22 protein-coding genes are annotated in these 26,934 nt (G+C 63.2%); 7 read left to right on the top strand and 15 right to left on the bottom strand.

The window, feature by feature from the left end; genetic code table 11:
* Positions 1 to 3: 3 nt before the first annotated feature.
* On the bottom strand, positions 4 to 1,485 hold the full coding sequence (locus tag GX414_08060) for a hypothetical protein (protein ID NLI47046.1): 1,482 nt from the start codon (positions 1,483 to 1,485) through the stop codon (positions 4 to 6).
* A gap of 301 nt (positions 1,486 to 1,786) precedes the next feature.
* Here GX414_08060 and GX414_08055 point away from each other — a divergent pair, with 301 nt between their 5' ends.
* On the top strand, positions 1,787 to 2,902 hold the full coding sequence (locus GX414_08055; GenBank protein ID NLI47045.1) for a hypothetical protein: 1,116 nt from the start codon (positions 1,787 to 1,789) through the stop codon (positions 2,900 to 2,902).
* A gap of 673 nt (positions 2,903 to 3,575) precedes the next feature.
* On the opposite strand, the gene GX414_08050 is transcribed toward GX414_08055, so the two are convergent.
* The 6 genes from GX414_08050 to GX414_08025 all read right to left on the bottom strand — a co-directional run bounded on the left by GX414_08050 (position 3,576) and on the right by GX414_08025 (position 10,969).
* Positions 3,576 to 4,565: a hypothetical protein gene (locus GX414_08050; protein NLI47044.1), complete on the bottom strand. Its 990-nt coding sequence runs from the start codon at positions 4,563 to 4,565 to the stop codon at positions 3,576 to 3,578.
* The gene (locus GX414_08045; GenBank protein ID NLI47043.1) at positions 4,549 to 5,541 is read right to left on the bottom strand and encodes an NAD-dependent epimerase/dehydratase family protein; all 993 of its coding nucleotides are present in this window, start codon (positions 5,539 to 5,541) and stop codon (positions 4,549 to 4,551) included. The genes GX414_08050 and GX414_08045 overlap by 17 nt, the downstream gene beginning before the upstream one ends.
* Position 5,542: 1 nt before the next feature.
* Positions 5,543 to 6,778 (bottom strand): pyridoxal phosphate-dependent aminotransferase family protein, encoded by a 1,236-nt coding sequence (locus tag GX414_08040; GenBank protein NLI47042.1) that lies wholly within the window; start codon positions 6,776 to 6,778, stop codon positions 5,543 to 5,545.
* 58 nt (positions 6,779 to 6,836) lie between these two features.
* On the bottom strand, positions 6,837 to 7,451 hold the full coding sequence (locus GX414_08035; protein NLI47041.1) for a DedA family protein: 615 nt from the start codon (positions 7,449 to 7,451) through the stop codon (positions 6,837 to 6,839).
* A 9-nt stretch (positions 7,452 to 7,460) separates the two neighbouring features.
* The gene (locus tag GX414_08030) at positions 7,461 to 10,016 is read right to left on the bottom strand and encodes a glycosyltransferase family 1 protein (protein NLI47040.1); all 2,556 of its coding nucleotides are present in this window, start codon (positions 10,014 to 10,016) and stop codon (positions 7,461 to 7,463) included.
* A gap of 74 nt (positions 10,017 to 10,090) precedes the next feature.
* Entirely contained in the window at positions 10,091 to 10,969 is an 879-nt protein-coding gene (locus tag GX414_08025; protein NLI47039.1) for a radical SAM protein, read from the bottom strand.
* A gap of 377 nt (positions 10,970 to 11,346) precedes the next feature.
* Here GX414_08025 and GX414_08020 point away from each other — a divergent pair, with 377 nt between their 5' ends.
* The 3 genes from GX414_08020 to GX414_08010 are packed head-to-tail and all read left to right on the top strand — an operon-like array spanning position 11,347 to position 13,447.
* A complete protein-coding gene (locus tag GX414_08020) occupies positions 11,347 to 12,168 on the top strand; it encodes a VWA domain-containing protein (GenBank protein NLI47038.1) in 822 nt (273 codons plus the stop codon).
* Positions 12,152 to 13,102, top strand: a complete 951-nt coding sequence (locus GX414_08015) for a VWA domain-containing protein (protein NLI47037.1) — start codon at positions 12,152 to 12,154, stop codon at positions 13,100 to 13,102. Before GX414_08020 ends, GX414_08015 begins: the two co-directional genes overlap by 17 nt.
* Positions 13,103 to 13,150: 48 nt before the next feature.
* A complete protein-coding gene (locus GX414_08010; GenBank protein NLI47036.1) occupies positions 13,151 to 13,447 on the top strand; it encodes a PilZ domain-containing protein in 297 nt (98 codons plus the stop codon).
* Positions 13,448 to 13,528: 81 nt separating this feature from the next.
* Here GX414_08010 and GX414_08005 read toward each other — a convergent pair whose 3' ends face one another.
* The 8 genes from GX414_08005 to GX414_07970 are packed head-to-tail and all read right to left on the bottom strand — an operon-like array spanning position 13,529 to position 21,107.
* The gene (locus GX414_08005; protein ID NLI47035.1) at positions 13,529 to 14,059 is read right to left on the bottom strand and encodes a 4Fe-4S dicluster domain-containing protein; all 531 of its coding nucleotides are present in this window, start codon (positions 14,057 to 14,059) and stop codon (positions 13,529 to 13,531) included.
* Between the two features lie 5 nt (positions 14,060 to 14,064).
* Complete coding sequence (locus tag GX414_08000; protein ID NLI47034.1) at positions 14,065 to 15,141, bottom strand: NADH-quinone oxidoreductase subunit H; 1,077 nt, start codon at positions 15,139 to 15,141, stop codon at positions 14,065 to 14,067.
* Complete coding sequence (locus GX414_07995) at positions 15,134 to 16,729, bottom strand: 2Fe-2S iron-sulfur cluster binding domain-containing protein (GenBank protein NLI47033.1); 1,596 nt, start codon at positions 16,727 to 16,729, stop codon at positions 15,134 to 15,136. Before GX414_07995 ends, GX414_08000 begins: the two co-directional genes overlap by 8 nt.
* A gap of 2 nt (positions 16,730 to 16,731) precedes the next feature.
* Positions 16,732 to 18,009: an NADH-quinone oxidoreductase subunit NuoF gene (nuoF, locus tag GX414_07990; GenBank protein NLI47032.1), complete on the bottom strand. Its 1,278-nt coding sequence runs from the start codon at positions 18,007 to 18,009 to the stop codon at positions 16,732 to 16,734.
* Positions 18,010 to 18,015: 6 nt separating this feature from the next.
* Positions 18,016 to 18,483, bottom strand: a complete 468-nt coding sequence (locus tag GX414_07985; protein ID NLI47031.1) for an NAD(P)H-dependent oxidoreductase subunit E — start codon at positions 18,481 to 18,483, stop codon at positions 18,016 to 18,018.
* A 39-nt stretch (positions 18,484 to 18,522) separates the two neighbouring features.
* The gene (locus tag GX414_07980; GenBank protein NLI47030.1) at positions 18,523 to 19,902 is read right to left on the bottom strand and encodes an NADH-quinone oxidoreductase subunit D; all 1,380 of its coding nucleotides are present in this window, start codon (positions 19,900 to 19,902) and stop codon (positions 18,523 to 18,525) included.
* 18 nt (positions 19,903 to 19,920) lie between these two features.
* On the bottom strand, positions 19,921 to 20,397 hold the full coding sequence (locus GX414_07975; GenBank protein NLI47029.1) for an NADH-quinone oxidoreductase subunit C: 477 nt from the start codon (positions 20,395 to 20,397) through the stop codon (positions 19,921 to 19,923).
* A gap of 2 nt (positions 20,398 to 20,399) precedes the next feature.
* Positions 20,400 to 21,107 (bottom strand): NADH-quinone oxidoreductase subunit B, encoded by a 708-nt coding sequence (locus GX414_07970; GenBank protein ID NLI47028.1) that lies wholly within the window; start codon positions 21,105 to 21,107, stop codon positions 20,400 to 20,402.
* 346 nt (positions 21,108 to 21,453) lie between these two features.
* Between GX414_07970 and GX414_07965 the strand changes: the two genes are divergently transcribed.
* From GX414_07965 to GX414_07955, 3 genes are read left to right on the top strand one after another with little or no spacing between them, the layout of a single operon-like run.
* Positions 21,454 to 23,433 (top strand): UDP-N-acetylglucosamine--N-acetylmuramyl-(pentapeptide) pyrophosphoryl-undecaprenol N-acetylglucosamine transferase, encoded by a 1,980-nt coding sequence (locus tag GX414_07965; GenBank protein NLI47027.1) that lies wholly within the window; start codon positions 21,454 to 21,456, stop codon positions 23,431 to 23,433.
* 34 nt (positions 23,434 to 23,467) lie between these two features.
* A complete protein-coding gene (gene mraY, locus GX414_07960) occupies positions 23,468 to 24,574 on the top strand; it encodes a phospho-N-acetylmuramoyl-pentapeptide-transferase (protein ID NLI47026.1) in 1,107 nt (368 codons plus the stop codon).
* 30 nt (positions 24,575 to 24,604) lie between these two features.
* A complete protein-coding gene (locus GX414_07955) occupies positions 24,605 to 26,920 on the top strand; it encodes a PBP1A family penicillin-binding protein (protein NLI47025.1) in 2,316 nt (771 codons plus the stop codon).
* Positions 26,921 to 26,934 lie beyond the last annotated feature (14 nt).

Below are 26,934 nucleotides of genomic sequence, written 5' to 3'. Positions count from 1 at the left end.
GCGTCACGCTCCAGCCGCTGGCAGTTCGAACCAGAACGCTGCTCCGCCGCCCGGCGGGCTGTCCACCCCGACGCGGCCGCCGTGAGCGTCCACGAGCTGCTTCACGATGAACAGGCCCAGCCCCACCGACGACTCGCCGCCGGTGGGCTTGGCCGACAGGCGGTGGAATTTCCCGAACACCTGAGCGCGATCGTCTTCGGACAGACCTGGCCCTTCATCCCGGACCTCGCAGCGCACCCGGCCGCCGTCCGTCCCGATCCGCACTGTGATGGTTTTACCCGGCGGGGTGTATTTGACGGCATTGCTCAGCAGGTTGTCCAGAACCTGGCGCAGGCGGCTCGCGTCGGCGTCCACCGAGCCGGTGTCCGCGACATCCAGCCGGAGCGTCTGCGATTTGTGCGCCGCCGCGTCGTGATATGCGGACACCGCCGCCTCGGCCAGCCGGGCCAGCGACAGCGGCTGCCGCTGCAGCTCCAGCTTGCCCGACTCGATGGCCGTCGCATCCAGCAGCTCGTTCACCAGGGCCAGCATCCGTTGCGACGACAGGTGGATCAGGTTGGCGTAGCGGAAAATCTTCTCGTTCACGTTGGACGCGTTGCTGATCAGCTCGCCGTAGCCCATGACCGACTGGAGCGGGTTCTTTAGATCGTGGGCGGCGATTCCCAGCAGTTCGCTCTTGAGCTCATTGGCCTTGCGCAGATCCTCGTTCATGCCGGCCAGCTCGCGGTTGAGCCGCTCGAGCTGCTCGGTCCGCTCCCGGACCTTGCGCTCCAGTTCCACGGCCTTGTTCTGGAGAGTGCGGTGGTTCTGCTCATCCTCGGTCAGGAACACGACGGACGTGGCGATGAGGAACAGGAAGGCGATATACTCGTTGATCATGACCCCGGATTTGTAGCCGTGGGCGATGGGGAAGTCGTGCACCGCGCCCAGTACGCCGGGCAGGAAGGCCAGCACCCCCAGCACCTTCATGCGCAGCTCGATGCGGCTGGTTATCACCTTGATCAGCGAGACGCTGAAGCAGGCCAGCAGGCACACCGCGTAGACGGAATAGAACACGTTGGTCTGCCCGAAGCGGTAGTCGAACGGAATACCCAGCCACTCGACGTGGACGTGGCGCACCGGCAGCGACACGTACAGGTCCGACGGGATGGTGCAGATGATGAACACCGACACGGCCAGCGCGCCCCGCGGGATCCAGCTCTTCTCCTTGAAGAAGATGGCGTAGGTGCAGAACATCCAGAAGACGATGGTGAGCAGCAGCGCCACCATCCGCAGGCGGTGGAACAGCAGCACGGCGTCGTCCGGCAGAGGAGTACTGAGCACCAGGCCGAAAAGGGAGAAGAGCCCCCCGCACAGGGTCGTGATGGCGTAGTAGAAATACCGGTCGATCCGCCGGTAGACGAAGATCACCCGGGGGAGATAGTAGGCGGTGAGGGTGAAAAAGATGGTGGCGATGGACGCGCTGGCCAGTTGGGACAGATGCATTGGTCGGTTCCTCCTCAGCGGTTGCGTTGGAGCTCCGTCCTGATTCCCACACCGTCTTCATGCGTCGGCGCTTGATCTGCTGTTTGTTGGATATCAGACATCGGCTCGGATGTAAAGTAAGAAATGGGTACTATGTCTTTGCACCCATTCACCGATTCACCAAAATTGATCAACGACCAATGAATAATGATTATTGAATGCGGCCTCCCCCCATTCACCTTTTCAGACATTCACCATTCTCTTGTCCACCTCCATGTCGTATAATGGCCAAAAAAATCCATAAGCAGATTTAGGAGATAATATGCGCAACCGATTCGTCTTGTTGGCTCTCTGCCTGATGCTGCTGGCCGGCGTCGCCGCCGCGGCCAAGTTCCCTCCGGCGCCCCGTAAATTCTCCGACGGCCTCCTTGGCCGGCCGAGTCTCATCGTGCGCGGGCACGGCCTGGATGCCCCGGTGCAGGAACCGCTCCCCGCCAAGCAGGCTGAGGGGATCCGCGTGCTCATCGTGAATGCCGATGACGGGATCGGCACTATGGCCGCGCCGCTGATGGCCTATCCGGACATTGCGGCGGTGGACTGGCATTACGCGGGTGGCGCTCTTCCTGGCGGGACAATCCCCACCGTCGACTTCCTGCTCACGTACGATGTCGTCATCGCCTGGAGCAACCATGCGTATTTGGACCGCGTGGCCATGGGCGACACGCTGGCGGACTACGTGGACGCCGGCGGCCGGCTGATCATGTGCTGCAGCAGCTGGAATCTGCCCGGCAACCCCTGGGGAATTGAGGGACGGATACTCAGCCCCGGCTACAGCCCCTATCAGGGCGGAATCAGCAACGGTCTGTTCTTCCCCATCACGCTGGGAGTGTACCAGGCGGGGCATCCCATCATGGATGGCGTGAGCAATCTCAGTGAAATGCTTCGCGAAGAAGTCACTTTGGTCTCCGGCGCGGAGCTGGTGGCCAGCTGGGCGGACGGTTTCCCGGCGGTGGCCGTCAACGGCTGCATCGTGGGCATGAACATGTTCATTGGTGGCGATGGAGATAAAGTGGCCGGCGACGCCCCGACCCTCTTCCACAATGCCATTCTGTACCTGATGGCGAACTGCGGCGCGCCCCGGGACTTCATCTTCGTCGACGACCTGGGCCGCTCGAAGCTCTGCATCAACGCCGACGGGACGTTCCTGTTCCGGGTGCTCACGGGTCCCGACGCCGGCGAGTACGAGGGGACGGCGCAGGTGGTGGAGCGGGCCGGAGTGTACGTGTTCATGAACCCGCGGGGCACGCCGTGGACCCTGTACGTGGTGTACGACAGCCTGCACGGCCGGGCGGTGGGGTTCTACCAGCAGCCGGGGTTCGACAACCGGTCGCATCTGTCCGACCGCAACACCGCGGACAACCCCGACACCTGCTTCTAGCGGAAATGCATCCGTCTGGTCCGGCAGGACCGGTCATTGCTGAGGAATTAACTCCCGGGGAGCTTAGGTTCCGCGGGAGTTTTTGTTTGCTTGACGTGATGGTACGCCGCCGACCATCCGCCGCATGCATTCGGACGTTAGCCGCAGGAAAAAGAAGAAGTACTTCTAGTATGGTGTGTTGCGAATATATAATTAATTATATACATAAATTTGATATTTTTTCTTGCCATGTATCCATTGTTTTTTCTAAAATCCAAAAAATTTATCTGAAGCGCAGCGACGACATGTAATCAGAATGCGGGGCCGTGGGGTACCGGCCGGCCGGGGAGGGAATGGGCATGTCCGAGGGGAACATGATGCTGCAACAGAGTCGGACTGGGCGGGCTTCCGAAGTCCGCGGTCTTGGGCCAGCCCGGCCGCCTGCGGCAACGCCTGCTCGGGAGTGTCCGTCACCGGGTTCCGCTTTACGGCGAAACCGGTGGAACCGGTCGGGCCCCCCGGAATCCCCGCTGCGGTGTCAGCAGCACCGGGGATGAAGGCGATCTGCCGACAGGCGGACGGCAAGACCGTCAGGGGACGTACCGCCCGGGATGTCGGAAACATTCTGGATTGAAATCTGAATGAGAAAACAGACACCCGGCCGCAGCCACGCGATGCGCAAACGCGCAGGGGATTACTTCTCATCTTCCCAGGCGGCGGGACGGCTCTTGGCCGGGGCGAAGGGGCGCCCCCAGACGGGCTGCCGGCTCGGGGCGAACACCACCCGAAGCGCCATCCGGTAGAGGTGAGGCGCCGTGTAGAACACGAACAGATACCAGCCCAACGCCGCCACCAGATCCACCAGATAGTGGTAGCGCAGGTAGACCGTGCCCACAATCAGAAGAAGGCCGGGCGGCAGCAGCACGCGGAACGCGGTTTTTTCGTGCCGCCAGGCAAAGTGGAGCGTCACCAGGGTCATCATCACATGGCCCGATGGGAAGCAGTCCCGGTTCACCGACTCCAGGTAATTGAGCAGATTCACCATGTGGTCGTAGAGCAGGACTCCCTGCAACGGCTCGGCGTAGAGCGGCTGCAAGGTGAACCGCGGCCCGACGGCAGGAATCAGAAAATAACCCAGGTAGGAGAAGAAGAAGCCGTAGCAGATGAGGAAATAAAAGTAGTCGTAAAGCCCCAGCCGGCGCCTGGCAACGATCACGATGGCCAGTCCAAGCGGGATGAAGTAAAAGCATGTGTAGACGTACTGCAGCAACTCGGTGAGCAGGGGGAACTGGAACTGGTTCAGGAACACCGACGGATGCTGCCCGAAGAGCCACAGGTCCCAGCGAATCAGGAGCTGATCGCGGTCGGCGGCGGTGGCGGCCGGAATGATCTCCACGAGATGCCCGAACAGGACGGTGATGAAGACCGGCGGGTGCCACAGGCGAATCGCCTTGATCCACCAGGGGGAGCCGATGACGGGGAACCGGGCGGCGTAGATGAGAATCGACGCGATGAACACGTGGACCATGAGCAGCCGGTTGGCGGAGGGAATCTCCCGGTAGTTGAGCAGGACCAGCAGGCTCAGCAGACCGATGAACACCAGCACGGCCAAGTCGGCCGGTCGCAGGCCGGGTCGGTCCAGGGCCTGGTTTTCAGTTCGGACGTAGTCAGGCGAGCTGTCCATGGTCCTTGTACCAGTCGATCGTTTGGCGGATCGCCTCGTCGATGGTCCACCGGGGTTGGAATCCGAAATCCCGCGCCGCTTCCGCCGGTGAGCACACCCAGTAAGACGCGCGCATCTCGCGGACCTTCTCCAGGTTCAGAATCGTCGGCTTCCGCATCATGCGTCCGGCGAGTTGGGCCATCAGGGCCACCAACCACACAACGGGGATCGGGATGATCACCGGGCGGCAGGTCCGGCCCAGTGCTCCGGCGGCGATCCGGCCCAACTCGGTCCACCGGTAGCTTTCAGTGTAGCATGGATAGTACGTTTTGCCCACTGCCGCGTCCGCGCCGGTTGCGGCCACCATCGCGGCGGCGAGATCCGGCGCGTACACCACGGACACGCGCTTCCGGTCGTGACCGATGATGGGCAGCCAGCCCCGGGCGACGGCGCGGAAAAAATGCAGCACATCGGTGTCGCCCGGTCCGAACACCACCGGCGGGCGGAACACGGTCACCGGACAAACAGCCGCCAGCGGCCGGACCGCCGCTTCGCCCTCCAGCTTGCTTCGGCCGTAATGGGTCAGGGGAGCGGGGGAGGCGTAGTCGGGAGGCGGCTCGGGAGTGGCGCCGGGCCCCATGGCCGCCAGCGAGCTCACGTGCAGGAAACGCTCCGGGGCGTGGGCCGAGGCGAGGATCGCTGCGACGAATGTCCGGGTGGATTCGACGTTGCCCTGGTAGTACGATGCGGGATGGAACGCCTTGGTGACCCCCGCCAGGTGGTACACGTGGGTGGCGCCGACCACGGCCCGTGCGGCGCACGCCGGGTCGGCCAAATCTCCCGGCACGGTCTCGATATTGCGGGAATCCGGAAACAGCGCCGAGAACTTGGCCGGATTGCGGACCACGACTCGAACCGCGTCACCGCGTTCCAGGAGCAGAGGGACGAGATGGCGGCCGATGAAACCCGTGGCTCCCGTGACAAGGGCCAGTCGCATGTCAGTGGATGATGCCGAAAGACTTGCCCAGCTTGGCCATGACCTCGAGCAGTTGCTGAATCTGCGACTCGTTGTGGGTGGCCATGCAGCTGATCCGGACCATGCAGCGGTCGGCGGCGGGCTTGAAGATGGGATTGGTATAGATGCCGTTGGCGAGGAGTTCCTTGTGGATCTGGCAGAGTAGCAGCTCGTCGTCGACGATCACCGGCACGACGGGCGTGATGCCGGGAATGACCTCGAAACCAAGTGCGGTGAGGCCCTCCCGGATGAGTTGGGCGTTGCGCAGCAACTTCTGACGGCGCTCCGGTTCGTCCTTGATGATCTGTAGCGAGGCCCGAGCGGCGGCGACCGACGGCGCCGGCATGCTGGCCGAGAAGATGAACGGCATGGAGTGGTGTTTCAAATACTCCACCACCGCGCGTTCGGAAGCGATGAAGCCGCCGGTGGAGGCAAACGATTTGCTGAATGTGGCCATGATGATGTCGGTGTCGGCCGTGACACCGAAATGCTCCACCGTACCGATGCCGTGTTCGCCCAGCACCCCCATGCCGTGGGCCTCATCGACGTAGAGCCGGGCGCCGTACCGCTGGCACAGCGGAACGATCCGGTCGAGCGGCGCCGTGTCGCCCTCCATGCTGAACACGCCGTCCACCACGACAATCTTGCCCCGGTTGGCGGGCAAGCCGGCCAACTCGCGCTCCAGGTCCTGCATGTCGTTGTGTTTGAAACGGCGGTGGTTCTTGCTGAAGGACGCCATGGTGCCGTAGATGATGCTGGCATGGACGCTCTTGTCCAGCACCGCGAACACGTCGCGGCCCAACAGGCTCGACAGGCAGCCGTTGGTCATGAACCCGGTGCTGAAGAGCACCGCCGCTTCCTTTCCGCAGAAGGCGGCCAGCTCTTCTTCAAGTTGGAGATGGATATCCAGGGTCCCATTCAGCATCCGGGAACCGGAGCAGCCGGTGCCATACCGCTGGATGGCGGCAACGGCCGCTTCCTTGACCTTGGGATGGCAGGTGAGGCCCAGGTAGTTGTTGGAGCCAAACATGAGCACCTGGGAGCCATTCATCATCACGATAGGGTCGGTGCCCACATACCCGCTGAAGGCGGTGAAATACGGATACAGTCCCAGCGATTTGAACTGCTCCGGACGGGTGTACTCGTAGCAACGCTTGAATACATCGCCCGTTCCGGCGTCCGCGACTGGCTTTTTCCTCTTGTCCGAAGCGGGCTTCATGCGGAACTCCTGGGCTGATGGAACATTTGTGGAATTCTAGTATGATTCGGAATGCAGATCAAGATTTATTACCGCCTGCGGCACGCCGCCGCCGCCGGATGAAATAGATTATTGCAACAGCCAGGACGCCCGCTGCGAGGACCGCGTAGTTGTACTTCTCCACGATGTCCACCACCTGCTTCCAGCGGGAGCCCAGGTAGAAGCCGGCGGCGAGCAGCAGCGCGTTCCAGAACAGGCAGCTGACCAGCGCTGCAAGAGCCACCCGGAGATACGGCAACCGGGTCATGCCGCAGACTAGGCTGATCACGGAACGGGCGCCCGACAGGAAGCGGTTCACCAGGACGATCCACAACCCCCACCGGATGAACCAGGCGTCCACCTGTTCCATGCGGGCACGAGGGAAGAACCGGTAGTTCCGCTGGTACAGAAAGTCACGGCCGAACCGGAACCCCACCCAGTATAGCCCCATGAACCCGGTGAGCGAGCCGGCGGTGGTGGCAAGCAGGACCAGGGAGAAATCCAGGTAGCCGATCCCAACCAGGTAGGCGCCGAAGAGCGTCACCGTGTCGCCCGGGACGGGCGGCACCAGATTCTCCACCACCGCGCTCAGGAACAGGATGGTGTAGATCCACAGGGGAGGCAGTTGCTGCAGGCTGCTGATGAGCGCGTCCATGTCCCCCGGCTAGCCCCACAGGATTTTGTTCAGGGACAACTGGGATGACAGCAGCGGGTGGTAGGGAAGGACACGGATGAAAAATCCGAAATTTCCGGTTTTCTGGCAGCGGATCTCGCCGGAGAACCGGTAGACGCCCTTGTCGACCTCACCCTGGAAGATCAGCGGTGAGAGGTCATGGTTTTGCAAGTTGTCGTTGGCGTCCACCGGCCCGAAGTAGGCGTCCACCTCCACCTCCTCGGGCGAGATGCGGCCCAGCTTCAGGTCAGCCAGCACGGGGATCGGCGCTCCGATCACGTAATCGCCGTTCTGCCGGTACTCGACATTCACGATCTGCACCTGGTCCCAGCCGTCCAGCAGCTTGCGACGCCATTTGGCCAGTTCGACTGCGCGGGCCATCTTTTTCTCGGTCATCACCCGCCACTGCATGGCCGCCTGGACGTAGAACTGCTCCACGTAGTCCTCGAGCATGCGGTGTGTGTTGAACGACGGGATGAGCGTCTTCATGGCCAGTTTCATCTTCTGGATCCAGCCGCGCGGCAGATTGTCCCGCCCCCGGTCGTAGAACAGGGGGACAATCTCGTTCTCCAGCAGCGTGTAGATGGCTTCGCTTTCCACCTCGTCATGGTAGTCGGCATCGGTGTACTCTTCGCCCATGCCGATCGCCCAGCCGTTGTCGCCGGTGTAGCCCTCATCCCACCAGCCGTCCAGGACGCTCAAGTTCAGGCCGCCGTTCGGCGTGACCTTCATGCCGCTGGTGCCGCACGCCTCCAGCGGTCGGCGCGGATTGTTGAGCCAGACGTCTACACCCTGCACGAGATAACGCGCCACGTTCATGTCGTAGTCTTCCAGGAAGACCACGCGGTGAAGGAATTCCTCCCGCCGGGAGAGATGGATGATCTGACGGATGATCTCCTTGCCGGGATTGTCCTTCGGGTGGGCCTTGCCGGCGATGATGATCTGGACCGGCCGCTCGGTATCGTTCAGGAGGGTCGCCAGGCGTTCGGGATTTCTAAAGATCAGGTGGCCGCGCTTGTAGGTGGCGAACCGGCGGGCGAAGCCGATGGTCAGTGCCTCCGGGTTGAGCACTTCGGCGGCAAGGCCCAGCTCTTTGCGTGAGGCGCCGCGGCGCGTGAGCTGGCGATGGAGCCGGCGGCGGGTGAACGCCACCAGGCGCTCCCGCCGGCGCTCGTGGGTGCGCCACAGCTCGGAATCGGGAATCCGGTCGATCCGCTCCCACACCCGCTTGCTGTCGGGGTCCTCGAACCAGTTGGGGCCGATGTAGCGCTGGTACAGAGTGGACATTTCAAACGAGATCCATGAGGGGATATGAACGCCGTTGGTGATGTGGGTGATCGGGATATCCGACTCGGGAACGTCCGGCCAGATACCCTGCCACATCCGCCGCGAGACGGTGCCGTGCAGCCGGCTGACCGCATTGGTGTGGGCGGAGAGGCGGATGGCCAGGACTGTCATGCAGAACGGCTCCGCTTCGTCCCCGGGATTCTTACGACCCAGGCCCATCAAATCCTGGAAGGATAAACCGAGCTGCTGAACGTAGGCGCCGAAATACTTCTCCATGAGGTAACGCGGGAACATATCGTTGCCCGCGGGGACGGGGGTATGGGTGGTAAAGACGCTGCTGGCGTACACCGCCTCGCGCGCCTCGTCAAAGGATACTTTGTACTGAGCCATCAGGAGTCGGATCCGCTCCAGGGCGGCAAAGGCCGAATGCCCCTCGTTCATATGAAAGACGAGGGGATTGAGTCCAAGCCGGCCGAGGGCGCGGACGCCGCCGATGCCGAGCAGTAGTTCCTGGCGGATGCGCAGTTCGGTATCGCCGCCGTAGAGCTGGGCGGTGATCTCGCGGCAATCGGGCGGATTTTCCGGCAGGTTGGTGTCCAGCAGGTAGAGTGGCACCCGGCCCACATCAACCTTCCACAGCTGGGCGGTCACGGCCACGCCGGCCAGATCCACGGTGACGGTCAGCGGAGCTCCGGCGTCGTCCCGGAGGAGGGTGACCGGCATGTTGAAGAAATCGTTGACGGGGTAGTGCTCCTGCTGCCAGCCGTCGTTGTTGAGATATTGCTGGAAATACCCCTTCTGGTACATCAGGCCGATGCCGTAGAGGGGCAGGCAGAGGTCGCTGGCCGACTTGAGATGCTCGCCCGACAGGATGCCCAGTCCGCCGGAGTAAAGCGGCAGACACTCGGTCAGCCCGTACTCAAAGGAGAAGTAGGCGACCTGAAAATCGGTGGGCCGTTCCAGGTTGAAGGTGTACCGTTGGCTGGCCTTCATGTACTGATCGAACGTCTGCTCCAACCGGTCCAACTGGGACAGGAACCCCTCGTCGGTGAGCAGCTCCTGATACTTCTCCTGGCTGAGCATGCCGAGAAACCGGATCGGGTTGTGCTGCGCGGCTTCCCATAAATCGGGATCCATCCGATGGAACAGGGAGATGGCATCCTGGTTCCAACTGAACCAGACGTTTTGCGTGATCTTCCGCAGGGCTCCCAGCCGCTGGGGCATACTGGGCAACACTCTGAAATGTCTCAAAATGCGCATATTCCATCTCCCGGTCCGGAGTCGGTCGAATCCGTATTGTATAACGGCGTCAGCCTGAACGAAAGTTGGAAAACTCAGTGTTCCCGGAACCGGCGGCACTGGAATTCAACACGTTCCAGGCCGACGGATCGAGCGTACTCGGTGACCGCCTGGTACTCCTCGGCGCGAAGCACGTGTCGAAGTGAGGAATGCGCCCGCGCTTCGTGGCAGGGGTGGTACTGGCTCATGATGTTGACGTAGACCCGGCGTGATACCGACTCGGCCAGAAAGCGCAGCACCGCACAACTGTCCGCCGTCATGCCGGGAAGCACGAGGTGGCGCACCAGCAGGCCCCGGACGGCCACGCCGTCCGGGCCGATGATCAGATCCCCGACGCCGGCCTGCATCGCCCGGACGGCTTCCCGGGCCCGCTCCGGGTAGTCGGGAGCGATGGTCCAGCGGGTCGCCGCCTCCGCATCCAGGAATTTCAGATCGGGCATGTAGATGTCCACCACCTCGTGCAGCATGTGGATGCTGGCGGTGCTGTCGTATCCGCCCGAATTGTAGACAATTGGCACGCACAAGCCGTCCGCTGCGGCCAGGGCCACGGCCTCCACCACTTGGAGAATGACGTGGGAGGGAGTGACCAGATTGATGTTGTGGCAGCCGAGCTGCTGCAGCCGCAGCATGAGTCCGGCCAGCGCGCGTGCGTCCAGCGGCTCGCCATCGCCGCCGTGCGAAATGTCGGCATTCTGGCAGAACACGCAGTACAGGTTGCAATGGGCGAAGAAGATGGTGCCGCTGCCGGCGAAACCCGAGATGGGACCCTCTTCGCCGAAATGGGGGGCCGCGCTGGCCACGACGGCGTGCCGGCCGGTGCGGCACCGCCCACGTGCATCGGCCAGCCGATCGACACCGCAGGCATGGGGACAGAGATCACACGACCGGGCGCGGCGGCGGAGCGCCGCCAGCAGGGCGGGGAACCGTCCGGCAGCCAGGGTGTCGAGATAGACGGGCCGAGGTGTACCGCTCATCGTCAAACCTCGCACGGGAACCAGGCGGTGGTGTTTGAAACAATTGCACGGCCTGTCTAGTATACACCGGATGATTTATGGATTCTGTTTCCGGCCCCCAAGGCGAACCGCAATCCGGGTGCAGGTGCCGGTTCCACCTGCTGTTGTATAATGTGCGTGAGATCTTTGCCGGTCTGTTGCATCCATCGAGGCAGCGCGCGCATCCACCGGGCATGATGAGGAAGCTACGGATGGTGCTCCGAGTCCTGACAATCCTGGTCGTAGTCGGCGTTCTCGCAATCTGGGGAACCGCGCAGAACCGGACCGCGGACTCGGACATGTACTCATCTATCCGGGTGAACGTGGACAGCGTGCGCGTACGCGTGGCCGTATCCGACTCCCTGAACCGGTTCGTCACCGGACTGCAAGCCGAACATTTCAAGGTATACGAAGACAAGGTTGAGCAGGAGGTGGTGAACTTTACCAGCGAGGCGTCACCGGTGAGCATCGGCCTGATCTTCGACACCAGCTACAGCATGAAGCCCAAGATCAACAAGGCCCGACAGAGCGCCATCGGGTTTCTCGATGACGGTACCCGCCAGGACGAGTTTTTCCTGGTGCTTTTCAGCGACCGGGCGCGGCTGGCCCAGGACATCACCACCGACCTGCGACAGATTCAGGGGAAGATCTCCGACTCCGAAGCCCGGGGCAGCACGGCCCTGTTTGACGCCATCTACATCGGTTTGGATAAGATCCGCCAGTGCCGCCACGCCAAGAAGGCCCTGATCGTCATCACCGACGGTGAGGACAACCACAGCCGCTATACCTTTGCCGAGATCAAGGAGTTTGCCCGCGAAGTCGACTGCCAGATCTACGTGCTGGGCGAGCATGGCACCGAGGGCTACGGCGAAGGCATCATCCAGGAGCTCAGCCGGATGACCGGTGGCCGGGTGTTCTTCCCGAACTCGCTTGAAGAACTCGACTACTTCGTCGAGCTGATCCACTCCGAGCTGCGCCACCAGTATGTGCTGGGCTACATTCCCTCCAATACGCGGCGGGACGCCACCTGGCGCAAGATCACACTGAAGCTGGATCCCCCGCCGGGCCTGCCCAAGCTCTTTGTGCACCACCGCGAAGGCTACTATGCGCCGCGCCAGTGATGTCAGCCGATGCGTGGCGCTGGTTCTGATCGCGGCCGTGTGGGCGGGCGGGACCGTTCTGGCTCAGGACCGGCGAAGCGATGATTATCGCATCGGCGTCCAGGTGCGGATGGTCACCCTCGACGTGACGGTACTCAACGAGGCCGGCCAGCGGGTGGACGCTCTCACAGCTGACGACTTCCGGGTTTACGACGACGGGGTTCTCCAGGAGCTGGCGCTCTTCCATCCGGCCGACCTGCCGATTTCGCTGGGGCTGATCATCGACACCAGCGGCAGCATGCGGGAGCGGCTCAACTTGGTCAACGAAGCGGTGCTGGCTTTCCTCAAATACTCCAACCCGGACAACCAGGTGTTCGTCGTCGATTTCGTCCACGATCAGGCGGAACTGCTGCTGGACTTCACCCAGGACCGGGACGACGTGAAGGATGCCATCCTGGAGCGGATGCTGGCGGGCGGCGGCACGCCGCTGTGGGACGCCCTTTATCTGGGCATGGAGCACATCGCCCGGGGGAAATTCGAACGCAAGGCGCTCGTGGTCATCTCCGACGGCGAAGACAAGGACAGCCACTATGGTTTCCCCGACGTTCTAGCCAAGGCCCGGAACAGCGACGTCCAGATCTACTTCATCGCGTTGCAGAAACGCCGAGCGGAGACGCTCTTCGATCTGGACGACGTTTCTCGGGATACGGCGGGCCGCGAGATGTCGGACCTAGCCGATCTGAGCGGCGGCCGCCTGTTCGTGCCCGAAGACCTGCAGGAACTGGATCGGGTGACCGCCGACCTGGCCACCGAGCTGCGCCACCAGTACCGGATCGGATTCCACCCCACTGTCACGCCCGCCCAGGCGTCTTTCCGGCGGCTCGAGGTCAAGTTGGCACAGCCGGGAACATTCAAGATTTATACACGACGCGGCTATTTTCACCCCGGTCGGTGATACAATACCATCCGTTCATCACATTGACGACCGATGGGGCAGGTACGCATGCTCAACAATCTTCGCAAGGAGAAGCGGGTTCCCATCCGCCTCAAGCTGCATCTGCGGGCCGAGGACAGCTGCGGGCGTGCCATCAGCGCCAATATCACCACGGTCAACGTCAGCAAGAGCGGCATCTGCTTCCAAAGCGAACTGCCGCTGCCGTTGCAAGCTGGTGACAGCCTGAAGGGAGAACTTGAGAGCCCGCAGTTCAAGACCGACTTCCACCTCCGGGTGATGTGGATCAACGGCACCTTGTTGGGCGGCCGCCTGGAGTCGGCGCCGGCCAACTGGCCGATCCGCTGAGCCGAATCAATCACACCGATGATGGCATGGCCTGCGGGTAGGCGGCGGGCGCCGGTCCGTTGCGGCGCGGGCAGCAGGTGTTCAGGAGGAGGTGTGTCTGGGGAAGCTGTCCTCGTTGTGGTGATTCATCAGATCGTCGATGGTCAGCAGCATGCCTTCGCGGGTGAAGGACGAGGTCTCCGTGATGTAGGTGTCCATGCGGATGGCATCCTCCGGGCACGCCTCCACGCAATAGCCGCACATCACGCAGATCCCCAAGTCGATGTCGAACGACTTCGGCCGCTTCTCGATCCGCGGGTCGTGGTGCTCGTCCGCCACGATGTAGATGCATTGGGCCGGGCAGATGGTCTCGCACATCATGCAGGCGACGCAGCGGGTGGAGCCGTCGGGGCGCTTCATCAGGCGGTGGCGGGCGCGCAGCCGGCGGGCCACCGGGCGGGGATCCTCGGGATACTGGAAGGTCACCGCGCCTCGCTTTCCCTTGGCCAGGCCGATCCGGTGGAGGATGTGCACGGTCAGGTTAGCAAAGTGGTGCCGGGTTGTGATGAGCAGGCCGCGGAGAATCTCCGGCAGGTACAGTCGCTCCAGCACGGTGAGTTTGGGCTTGGTCATCTGGCTCACCTGTACACCAGGATGATCCCGGTCACGAGGATGTTGACGATGGACAGCGGCAGCAGAAACTGCCATCCCAGCCGCATGAGCTGGTCGTACCGGAAGCGGGGGAGCGTCCAGCGGATCGTCAGCTGCAGCCAGCAGAAGAAGAACAGCTTCGCGCCGAACGCGCCCACCTGGATCAACCCGACGGCCAGCGGGGCCAGCGCCCAGTGCGTGCCGCCCGGCAGATGAAATCCGTCCGCCTGCAGGTACGGGAACTGCCAGCCGCCGAAGAACAGCACGCTCACCAGAGCGGCCACCACGACCACTTCGATGAAATCGGCCAGGAAGAACAGGCCGAATTTCATGCTGCTGTACTCGGTGAAGTAGCCGATGATCTCGGACTCGCCTTCGGGCATGTCGAAGGGGTTACGCTTCGATTCGGCGATACCTGCGGTGAGGAAAATCAGGCAGGCCAGCGGCTGGAGGACCACACCCCACGCCGGCAGGAAACCGAAGAGCTGCTGGCCCTGGTAGTGGATAATGTCATTCAGGCTCAGGGAACCGTAAATCATGATCAGGCCGATCAGCGAGATGCCCAGCGCGATTTCATACGACAGCATCTGGGCGGCGCCGCGCATGGCGCCGAGGTAGGCGAACTTGTTATGCGACGACCAGCCGGCGAAAAAGATGCCGTAGATGCCCAGCGACCCGAGTGCGAGCACATACAGCAGGGAGATGTTGGAATCGAAAATCCACAGGTTGACGGTGGTATCGCCCAGCGGTACAGACGGCCCGAAGGGGATGCAGGCGAATATCGCCAGAGCGCAGAACGCCGAGATGAACGGCGCCAGGGTGTGGAACAGCCGGACGCCGCGGGCGGGGACGAAGTCCTCCTTGAGGAACATTTTCAGCGAGTCGGCGATGATGTGGAACAGCCCGATGGCCCGAAAGCCCAGAATGCTGGCGCGATTGGCGCCGATCCGGTCCTGCATCAGAGCACTCTGCTTCCGCTCCATCCAGGTGAGCAGCGCCGCCAGGGTGAGCACCACCGACAAAATGTACCCGGTGACAATCAGGGCGTGCGCGATCTCACTCATGGCGGATCATGGCTCCATGGGGTGTCAGACTTTCGTGGCTCAGGCCCCTGAACGCGTCCACTTCCGCGGCCAGCTGGCGGAAGATGGCCGCGGGGCCCGGGAATGCCAGATCAACGCTGAGGCGCTCGGCCAGCCCCTGGTGGACCGACCATTCCGGCGCCGCATCGCCCAGGGGCGGCACGGCCAGCTCGAACTTCTGCACCCGACCCTCGATATTGGTGAACGTGCCTGCCTGTTCGGCGAAGACGGCCAGAGGTACGACGAGATGGGCGGCTGCGGCCGTCGCGTTGTCATTGGTGCCCAGAAAGACGAGGCGCGTGCCCGCGGCGAGGATTTTGTCCCGCAGGGGGCCGGGCAGATCCGCCCGATTGACCAGCAGCAGCTCGGGCGGCTCGGCGCCGAGCACGGCCTCGAGCCGCTCCGGGGAGACCGGGTCGCTCTCGCCGAGGCCGAATAGAATCCGGGCGCCGCGACTGTTGGGATGCTTGTCCTCACAGATCAGGAAGTCGTCGGCGTCGCCGGTCCGCAGGCCCGTGTCGGGGAGCAGACAGCGGACGCCCAGCGCGTCGCGCAACAGCTTGCGGGCGGCGAACAACTCTTCGTTGGAGGCGTCCGCCGACAGGAGGTACGCGGTCCGGCCGGCGTGGGAAGACCGCAGCCAGTCGGCCAGTCGGTCCAGGGCGTCCCTGAGGTAGAGCTGTCGGACGCCGCCTTCCTCGCGCAGCGCGGCGAACCGCAGGCGGTGATCGTCGATGAACGGGTAGCTGTAGCGCCCGTCGTCACAGAGCCAGAACGCGTTGACGTGCGGATTGGGGCGCGGTTTGAACCGCAGGACACGGCGGCCGCCGGCGTGATGCGGCCGCTCGGGATTGAAGTGGATGGCGATGTTGCAGCCGCGGGCGCAACCGGGGCAGACCGACGGCGCCTGCTTCAGGTACCAGACGCGGCAGCGGAACCGAAAATCCCGGCAGGTCAGCGCGCCGACGGGGCAGATGTCCACGATGTTGGCCGAATACCGGTTGTGGAGCTCGCCGCCGGGAAAGACGTCGATCTCGGCGTGGTCGCCGCGGTTGAAGATCGCCATCTCGTTGGTCTTGGTGATTTCGCGGGTGAAGCGCACACACCGCGAACACAGGATGCACCGTTCCTGGTCCAGCATCACCCAGCGGCCGATGGGGGAGGCCTTCTTGTGTTTGACCACTTTGTTTTCGGCAAACCGGCTGTCGTACCGGCCCACCAGCATGTAGTATTCCTGGAGGCCGCATTCGCCGGCCTGGTCGCAGACGGGGCAGTCCACGGGGTGGTTGATGAGCAGGAACTCGAGCACGTGGCGGACCGCTTGGCGGACACGGTCGTTGTCGGACCGGATCACCATGCCGTCGCGCACCGTCGTACCGCACGCGATCTGCAGCTTCGGAACGCCTTCGATCTCGACGAGGCACATCCGGCAGTTGCCCGCGACCGGTAAGCCGGGATGGAAGCAGTAGTGCGGGATGTGAATGCCGTTTTCCAGGGCGGTTTGCAGGACCGACTGGCCGGGCCTGGCTTCGAAGGAGCGTCCGTTGATGGTGACGGTGACCTTGTCCATGGCTATTTGACCGGCGCGAGCACTGCGGACCGCTTGTGCCGGACGAAGTGCTCGAACTCGTCGCGAAATTTCGTCACGAAGCTGATGACCGGCAGGGCCGCGGCGTCACCCAGCGGGCAGATCGTGTTCCCCAGGATACCTTCGGCGACGTCGCGCATCACGTCGACGTCCTCGGGCCGGCCGTCGCCGCGGATGATCCGGTTGATGATCTTGAGCAGCCAGCCGGTTCCCTCCCGGCACGGCGAACACTGGCCGCACGACTCGTCCTTGTAAAAATGGATCAGGCGCTGCAAGGCCCGGACCATGCAGGTGCCGTCGTGCATGACGATTACGCCGGCCGATCCCAGCATGGAGCCGGCGGCAGCGACGCTTTCGAAATCGAGGGCGATGTCGATCTCGTCGGCGCGCAGCACCGGTACCGACGAGCCGCCGGGAATGACCGCCTTGAGGGTGCGCCCGTCGAGAATGCCGCCGGCATCCTTGAAGATCAACTGCTTGAGGGAATAGCCCATGGGGCGCTCGTAAACGCCCGGCCGGGTCACGTGGCCGCTTACACCGAAGAGGCGGGTGCCGCCGCTGCTGTTCGCGCCGACGGCGGCGAACCAGTCGCCGCCCTTCTCCAGAATCGCAGGCACGTTCGCCAGCGTCTCGACGTTGTTGATGATGGTGGGGCAGCCGTACAGGCCCACCACGGCGGGGAAGGGCGGTTTCAGACGCGGATATCCCTTCTTCCCCTCGAGCGATTCGAGGAGCGCCGTCTCCTCGCCGCAGATGTACGCCCCGGCGCCGGTGAAGACCGCGACCTCGAGGTCGAAGCCGCTGCCAAGAATCCGCCGGCCGAGACAGCCCCGGCCGTAGGCTTCCTGGATGGCCGCCCGCAGCCGGCGGATCTGGGGAATGTACTCGCCGCGGATGTAAATGTACGCCTGGTGGCAGCCGATGGCGTAGGCGGAGATAATGATCCCTTCCAACAGCAGGTGAGGATCCTGCTCCATGATGTGCCGGTCCTTGAACGTGCCCGGCTCGCTCTCGTCGGCGTTAACGCACAGGTACACCGGCCGGTCTGTGTCTCTGGGGATGAAGGACCACTTCAAGCCGGTCGGAAAACCTGCGCCGCCGCGGCCGCGCAGGTTCGACTTCTTTACCTCGTCGGTCACCTGGGCCGGCGTCAGCTCCTGTAGCACCCGCCGCGCCGTGGCGTAGCCGCCGGTGGCTTCGTAGACCCCGATGGTGTGGGAATCCGCCAGTCCGAACCGCTTGCTCAGGATGCGTTCGCTCATAGTCCTCTATGACAGACCGGCCAGAATCCGGTCGACTTTCTCCACCGTCAGGTCCGGGTGGAACTCGCCGTCCAGCAGCATGACCGGGGCGTGGTCGCACATGCCGAGACACTCGACCACCGACAGGGTGACCCGGCCGTCGGATGTCGTTTCGCCCGGCTGGATACCCAGACGATCGGCCAGGTGGTCGCGCAGCGTCTCGGCGCCGCGCAGCCAGCAGGACAGATTGCCGCAGATGTAGATGTGGTGGCGGCCCACCGGCCGGGTGTGGAACATGAAATAAAACGTGCTCACCTCATGGACGATCTCGGCGGGGACGCCCAGATAGGCGGCGAGCGGCTGCTCCAGCTCCGGTGGGATGTGGTTGTGCTCCGCCTGGACGGCGTGCAGGGCGGGCATCAGAACGCTGAGCCCCTTCGGGAACTGTTCCTTGAGCGCGTCGAGAGTCTGTTTCAACTGGTCCGAAAGCTCCATGACGTCATCCTTGCGCGTGCCGGCCGGTGGTCGACCGGCTCACCGGTCCAGCTCTCCACCGATCATGTTGACACTGCCGAAGGTGGCGATGATGTCGGCCACCATGCCGCCAACCAGGACTTTCTCTAGTGATGCCAGAATGGGGAAGCAAGGCGGATGCACCCGCACCCGGTAGGGATAGCCGGTGCCATCGCTCACCACGTAGAAACCCAGCTCGCCGTTGGCGCCCTCCACCGCGGCGTAGGCCTCGCCGGCGGGCGGACGAATGCCGTGACAGTTCATGACGAGCATGAAATGGTTCATCAGCGACTCGATGTTGCCGTACGTCTTGCCCAGAGAGGGCATGGCCGCGGTTTTGTCGTCGGCGATCACCTGGCGTTTGTGGCGGTGCTCCTGCCCCTCCATGTTCGGGCTGAGGCGGGCCTCCCGGTCGATCAGACATTCGGTTTGGGCATGCTTGGCCGCGTCCACCATCTGGTTGGCGTCGATGTACTCGGGCGGGATGTCCGCCTGATGGGCGCCGGGCTCCATCTGCTTGAAGCACTGCTCGCAGATGCGCAGGCTCTGCTCCATTTCCTCCATTCGGACGAGGTACCGGTCGTAGTTGTCGCCCCGTGTGCCGGTGGGCACGGTGAATTCCACCCGGGAGTACATGTGGTACGGTTCAGCCTTGCGTAGGTCGTGGGCGACTCCGGTGCTGCGGAGGAAGGGGCCCATGATGCCGTAGTCGAGGGCGTCGGCGGCGCAGATCACACCGGTGTCGCGCATCCGGTCGTAGAAGATCCGGTTGCGAGTCAGCAGGCCGTGCACCTCGGCGATGTTCTTCCGGATGGTCTTAAAGAAACCGAGCGCCTTTGGGATGAACCCCTCAGGGAGGTCGGCGCGGACGCCGCCCACCCGGCCGTAGGCGATGGTGATTCGGGCGCCGGTGACGTCTTCCACCAGCTCGTAGATGAGTTCGCGGGCGGCCATGAAGTAAAGAAACGCGGTGAAGGCGTTCAGCTCCATGGCCGAGGCGCCGACGCAGGTGAGGTGGTCGCCGACGCGGGACAGCTCGGCCATGAGGGTGCGGATGTACTCCGCCCGCTCCGGCGGACGGATGCCCATCAGTTTCTCCACTGCCATGCAGTACCCGAAGTTATTGATCAGAGGCGAGACGTAATTCAGCCGGTCGGTGTACGGCATGACGCCGTTCCAGCCCACGTGCTCGGCGCTCTTCTCGAACGCCCGGTGCAGGTAGCCGATTTCGATCTCGGCCTTGCGGACCGTCTCCCCTTCGAGCTCGGTCATGATGCGGATGATGCCGTGCATCGCCGGATGCGACGGGCCGATGTTGATTACCATCCGGCGGGCATCGTCGTCCTCGGCGGCGGCCGCCACCGGGTTGTCGCGGCGTTCGACCGCGGGTTCCTGCTTCATGTCGTCCGCCATACATCCTCAATTCATGGGTCCGATCAGCGGCTGACGCTTCTTGATCGGATAGTCTTTGCGGAGCGGGTGTCCCTCGAATCCCTCGTACATGAGAATCCGCTTCAGATTCGGATGCCCCCGGAAGCGGATGCCGAACATGTCCCAGACCTCCCGCTCGTACCAGTTGGCGCTTTTCCAGAGCGGGGTCAGGGAGTCCACCTCCGGCTGTTCCTCGGGCACCGGGAGCTTGACGCGCAGGCGGGCCCGGCGGGGCAGGGAGTAGAAGTGGTATACCACCTCGAAGCGGGGCGTCCGGCCGGGGTAGTCGACGGCGGTCACGTCCATCAGGACGTTGAACTGGAGCTCGGCGTCGGATCGGAGAAACGCGGCGACCGGCGCGATCCCCTCGGGGCGGAGCACGACGGTTTCGTCGCCGTGCTGCTCGTGGGCATCGAGGAAGCAGTCGGCGAACCGGGCGCGAAGGATCTCGGTGGCGCGGCCCATGCTCAATACTCCTGCCGCTGTTTCTGGATCTTTTCCTGCAGCATCATGATGCCCTGGATGACGGTTTCGGGACGTGGCGGGCACCCCGGGATGTAGATGTCCACGGGAATGAGGGTGTCGATCCCCTGGACCGTGGCGTAGTTGTCGTAGAAACCGCCGGTGCAGGTGCAGACGCCGAAGGCGATCACCCATTTCGGCTCGGTCATTTGCTCATAGACCCGGGTGAGGACAGGCGCGATCTTGTGGGAGATGGTGCCCACCACGATGAGCACATCGGCCTGCCGGGGCGAAAAGCGGGGGAACGCCGCACCGAATCGGTCCAGGTCGTAATGGGAGCTCGACACCGACATGTATTCCATGCCGCAACAGGCGGTGACGAACGGGTACATGAAGAGCGAGTACTTGCGCGACCAGCCGATGGCGGCATCCAGCTTGGTGGTGACGAAGCTGTCGTCACCGAAAACACGGGTGACGATCCGCTTCAATCCCACAGCAGCGCTCCTTTCTTCCAGGCATAGACCAGGCCGGCGACCACCACGGTGAGGAACACTCCCATCTCGACGAGACCGAACACGCCGAGCTTCTTGAAGACAGTCGCCCAGGGATAGAGGAAGGCGATTTCCACGTCGAACAGCAGAAAGAGCAGCGCGACCAGATAGAACTTGATGGTGAAGCGGCCCGAGAAGGGCTGGATGTCGCCGACGCCGCATTCGAACGGCTCGTCCTTGACAGGCGAGCGGCGCCGGGGGCCGAGCAGGACCGACCCGGCGATCATGAAGGCGACCAATCCGCCGACGATCCCCAGATATGTCAAGATCGAGATGGCTGTCGGGTCCGTCATGCCGGTGTCCTCGCGTCGAGGGTGGATCCGAGGGCCATTGTACTGTCACCGTTGAAGATTTGACAATTAAAAATTCAGCGATCTTGATCCGGACGGCCTGCGACGGCCCCGGCGTCCGGGGGGCGCCTTTTCTCCGGCCAGCGCAACACAGTTGCAAAGGACGGCGCTTTGGGTTATGTTGCCACGGTAGCTGAGTTCCAGCCCGGCGCGTACGGATGAGCGACCAACAGAAGCATCCCGGAACAATGAAGGTGCTGTTGACCGGTGGCGGTACCGGCGGTCACGTGTATCCTCCGCTGGCCCTCCTCGAGATACTCCGGAGCCGGTTCCCCATCGGCGACGTCCTGTACGTGGGGATCCGCGGCCGGGCCGAGGAACGGATCGTCCCGGCTCATGGGCTGCCGATCCGCTACATCGACAGCGCCCCGTGGAGCGGCCTGCAGCCGGCCGCGATGGCCCGGGCGCTTTTTCGCATCGGGCGGGGCGTCCTGCAATCCATCCCCATCCTGCTGAAGTTTCGTCCACATCTGATTCTCGCTGCGGGCGGCTACGTCAGCGCGCCCATCACCCTGGCCTCGTTCCTGCTGCGGCCCTTCGTGCGGTCCCGCCTGGTGGTGGACGAGCAGAATCTCTACCCGGGACTCATGAACCGGATCGCCTCGCTGTTCGCCCATGCGGTGCTGGTCAGCTTCCCCGAGACTCCGTATTACATCTGGAACCAGCGCTGCGTGTACACCGGTTATCCCGTGCGGGACGTGTTCACGACCGCCGCCGACCGCGGAGCCATCCGCGCGCGCCTCGGCGTTCCGCCGGACGCCCTGATGCTGCTGGCGTACGGCGGATCCATGGGATCCCGTTCCATCAACCGCCTGATCGCCGAGTCGCTGCTGGAACTCGCCCGATGCGGACGCCGGATCGTGCTGGTCCACGCGGCTGGACTGGCCACCGGCGACTATGACGCCTGGGCGGATACCCGAACGCTGGCGCAAACCCGCGGCGGCATCGCTCTGGCGCCGGTTCCCGAAACGGATGGCCTGGTCGGGTACTCCTCCGACGGCCTGCTGGAATATCGCCTGATGCCGTACCTCCATCAGATCGTCGATTACCTCCAGGCCGCCGACCTGGTGGTGGGGCGGGCCGGCGCCGGCACCCTCGCCGAACTGGCGGCGCTGGGCAAACCGGCCATCGTCATCCCCAAACGCGGATTGCCGGGCGACCACCAGGAGCTCAACGCCATCAGCCTGGCGGAACGCGGCGGCTGCGAAGTCTGCTTTGAACGACCGGGCCCGGACGGCGTCGATTACGTGGTTCACCGGGAGTTTCTTGACCTCCTGCTGGCGTTGCTGGCGGACCCCGCCCGCCTGACCCGATTGGGCGAGCAGGCTGGCCAGTTCTTCATCCGCGATTTCAAGGAGAAGATCTGCGACACGGTGGGCCGCCTACTCGAAGGACGGGAAGTGGATTACGTGCTGGAGTTCGAATTGCCCAAAGGGCTGAAGATCCAGAAGCAGATCGACGCGCTCACGGCCTTCCTCCGCAACGAGCCGCCGGGAAGCCTGTACCGCCGCTACTACGGGATCCAAGTGGACACCGACCTCAAGTCGACGGACTGGCAGATCGTCAACCGCGGCATCAAGCTGTGCGGCGCGTTGCAGCGCACCGACAAGGTGTCCGAACTTTGCGGCTTTTTCGATAGCGGCAACGGGTTCATCCGCCGGAACGTGCTGGCGGCGATCCGCGAGCTGGAGGTGGATTACGGAATGGTGGTGAACCTGGTTCGACGCGGCCTGGACGATTCGTATTTTGAGGTGCGCGCCGGCGCCGCGGTCCTGGCCGGGCAGTACTTCGACCAACTGGCCGGGCATGCGGACGTCCTGCAGAGGCTGCGTGCCCTCGCCGCCAAGCGGTTTGAGGTGTCCGAGGTGCAGGCCGCGGTCATTCAGGTGCTGCCGCTGTTCTTTCCGCTGGACGATTATTTCAAGATGGTGGACCGGTTCCGGTTCGCCCGCAACGTGCGCCTGCGCCAGGCGATCCTCAGCGGCATTCAGCGGGCGCTGGCGGCGGGCCGCATCCGCCGCGAGGACATGGACCGCGTCCGCCAGTTCGTCAAGGAAATCCTCATCACGACGTCCAGCTTCAAGCCCGAATTCAGCATTCGGGAAAGCTATCGGGAGCTGTACGACAAATTGTCTTGAGCCGGCGCCGGAGACCGGCAGGAGCAGGGAAGGCGTGTCCATCATCATCTTGCATTTGTTGAAGCAATACGGCATATCCTACGGATATTTCAGATTGTTCGAATACCTCACATTCCGGACAATGCTGGCCGCGATCACCGCTCTCCTGTTCGTCATGATTTTCGGCCACCCGGTCATCGTTGCACTCTACCGGCGGCGCTTCCGCGACACCGGCGGTGATTACGCCTCCCTGGACGCCAGTTCCAAGCGCGGCACGCCCACCGGCGGCGGATTGCTCATCATTCTGGCCGCCATGCTGGCCCTGCTGCTGTGGGGCGACTGGAACAGCGCCTACCTGCTCGTCGCCGTGGCCGCCTTCCTCTACTTCGGACTGGTGGGTTACCTGGACGACCTCCAGAAAGTCCGCTTCAAGTCCTCCCTGTTCGGGCTGGGTCAGATGGCCAAGACGTTCATGCAGCTTCTGTTCATCGTGCCGTTCGCCCTGTTCTTCATTTCATCCTGGAACCCGGTGCCGGCGGCGTGGCGCACGCCGGTGCTCCTGCCGTTCTTCAAGAACGCCGTGTTTGAGCCCGCTCCGCTCCTGTTTGCCGCGTTCATCGTGTTCGCGTACTTTTCCATCGTCAACGCGGTGAACATCACCGACGGGCTCGACGGCCTGGTGAGCGGGCCGTCCATCATGACCCTGTCACTCTACGGCATCTTCAGTTACATCCTGGGGAACACGGTCCTGTCGAGCTACCTCCTGTTCCCCTACTTCCCGGGGTGCGGGGAACTGACCGTTTTCTGCTGCGCGCTGATCGGCGCTCTGCTCGGATTTCTCTGGTACAACACCTACCCCGCCGAAGTGTTCATGGGCGACACCGGCTCCCTGGCGCTGGGGGGCAGCCTGGCCGCACTGGCCTTCCTGACCCGGCAAGAGATGCTGTTTCCAATCGTGGGCGGCGTCTTCGTGGCGATGATCGGCTCCTCGCTGCTCCAAGAAAAGGTGGGCATGCGGCTCGGCCGGCGGATCTTTCTGCGGGCACCGATCCACCACAGCCTGACGCACAAGGGCGTGGCCGAGCCCAAGGTGGTGACCCGGCTCTGGATCATCTCGATTTTACTGACCATCTTGGCCGCGCTTTCGTTAAAATTGCGCTAGGCGGAACAGGAAAGGACGGTACGGAACATCTTGACCGACGAATCCAATAACCAACCCTTCGACCGGGACCCTACCGCGGCGGACGCGCAGCCGGCGGAAACCCAGCCGGAGATCACGCCGGCAACCCGTCGCCGCAGCCGCCGGTTTGTCTTCTGGGTGGCGTACACTCTGCTGCTGATCCTTTTCGTCTCGCTGGGTATCCTCGGCGGATTCTATCTCAGCTACGTGGTGGACCTGCCCGAGGTGGAGGCGCTGGAGGATTACCAGCCCAGCGTGGTGACGGAGATCTTCGCCGACGACAACACCGCCATCGGTCAGCTCTATCTCGAACGCCGCAAATTGGTCTCGCCCAACGACATTCCCCTGCAGTTCAAGCAGGCGGTGATCGCCATCGAGGACAAGAGCTTCAACAGTCATTTCGGCATCGACATCCAGCGCATCATCCAGTCGGCGATCCTCGACCTGTTTCACATGAAGATCGTCCGGGGCGCCAGCACCATCACCCAGCAACTCAGCAAGCTGCTGTTCCTGAGCCCGGAAGTCAGCCTCGAGCGCAAGATTAAGGAAGCGATCCTGGCCATCCAGATCGAGAAGAATTACTCCAAGGACCGCATTTTCGCCTTCTACGCCAACAAGATCTATTTCGCCCACGGCAACTACGGCATCGCCTCGGCGTCGGAGTTCTACTTCGACAAGTCGGTCAAGGAGCTCACCTTATCCGAATGCGCCCTCCTGGCGGCGGTCATCAAGAACCCGCGACGATACTCGCCTCTGCTTTCGCCCGAAAACGCCAAGAACCGGCGCAACCTGGTCTTGCAGGAGATGTGCGACGAGGGCTTCATCACCACAGCCCAGCTGGAGGCGGCCCGCAAGGAACCGCTCCGGATTGTCGGCAAGGAGATGGACAAGAATTTCGCCGGTTACTTCGTGGAGATGGTCCGCCAGTATCTGCAGCGCAACTACTCCAACAAGCAGATCTTCACCGAAGGCCTGAAGGTGCACACGACCCTCAACCGGGAGATGCAGGCGAGCAGCGAGCGCGCCATGAGCGAGGGGCTGCGTGCGTACGACCGGCGGAAAGGCTGGCGGGACAAGCTCCGCAATCTGCTGGATGAGGATCCCAGCCTGCGGCTCGATCGCTACCGCTTGCCGGATTGGCGGGACGAGCCGGTGGCAGGGGGCGTCCGCACTGGGTTGGTGCTCGAGGTCGGCCCCGATCGGGCGGTCGTGCGGATCGCCGATTACATCGGCGAACTGGGACGTGACGGGATCAAGTGGACGCGCCGCAAGGCGGTGGATCAGGTGCTGCGGCGAGGCGACCTGGCCGAATTCCGGGTGGTTAAGGTCCACCCCGGCCAGCGAAAGCTGGAGCTGTCCCTCGAGCAGGTCCCGGCGGTTCAGGGCGCATTCCTGGCCCTCGAGAACCGGACGGGCGCCATCAAGGCGCTGGTGGGGGGCTTCGACTGGACGCTGAGCAAATTCAACCGGGCGGTCCAGGCCAAGCGACAGACCGGCTCCACCTTCAAGCCGTTCGTCTACACCACCGCGCTGCTCGCCGGCGCCACGCCGGACGACGTCGTGCTCGACGAACCGTTGACCTTCGTCGACGACCTCGGCGTCGAGTACGCGCCGAGAAATTACACCAATGAATTCAAAGGAAACATCACGCTGCGACAGGCGCTGGCTGAATCCATCAATATCCCCGCGGTGCGTATCGGTCTGGCGATCGGCATTCCCAACGTCATCCGGACCGCCCGGAAATTCGGCATCACGTCCCAGTTGCGGCCGTATCCATCGATCGCCTTGGGCGCATTCGAGATCACACTGCTGGAGCAGGTATCGGCCTTCTCCACGTTCCCCAACGACGGCTACCGGATGGAGCCATACTTCATCCAGCGCATCGAAGACTATCACGGCAACGTCCTCGAGGAGCATAAAAAGAACGTGCACGAGGTCATCCCCGGTGACACGGCCCGGGACATGATCTCGATGCTGCGCGGCTCGGTGGAATTCGGAACGTCCCAGAAGGCCAAGTCCCTGAACGCTCCGTGCGCAGGCAAGACGGGCACCACGAACGATTTCACCGACTCCTGGTTCATCGGATTCACCCCGTCGGTGACCGCCGGTGCCTGGGTGGGGTTCGACGAAAAGAAATCCCTGGGTGACGATGAGACGGGCGCCCGCGTCGCCTTGCCCATCTGGATCGACTTCATGAAGGACTACCTGAAGAATCATCCGCCCGAGCGGTTTCCGGCCGGGACCGAACCCTACCTGTCAAAAGCGCCGACGTCAGGCGAACCGGTGATCGGGCCCCGCCGCAAGGTGATCGAAGAGGATTTGGACTGAAGGGACGGAGGTTC

Source organism: Acidobacteriota bacterium (assembly GCA_012517875.1).
GTDB lineage: Bacteria > Acidobacteriota > JAAYUB01 > JAAYUB01 > JAAYUB01 > JAAYUB01.
This window is presented reverse-complemented; position numbering and strand designations above follow the sequence as displayed.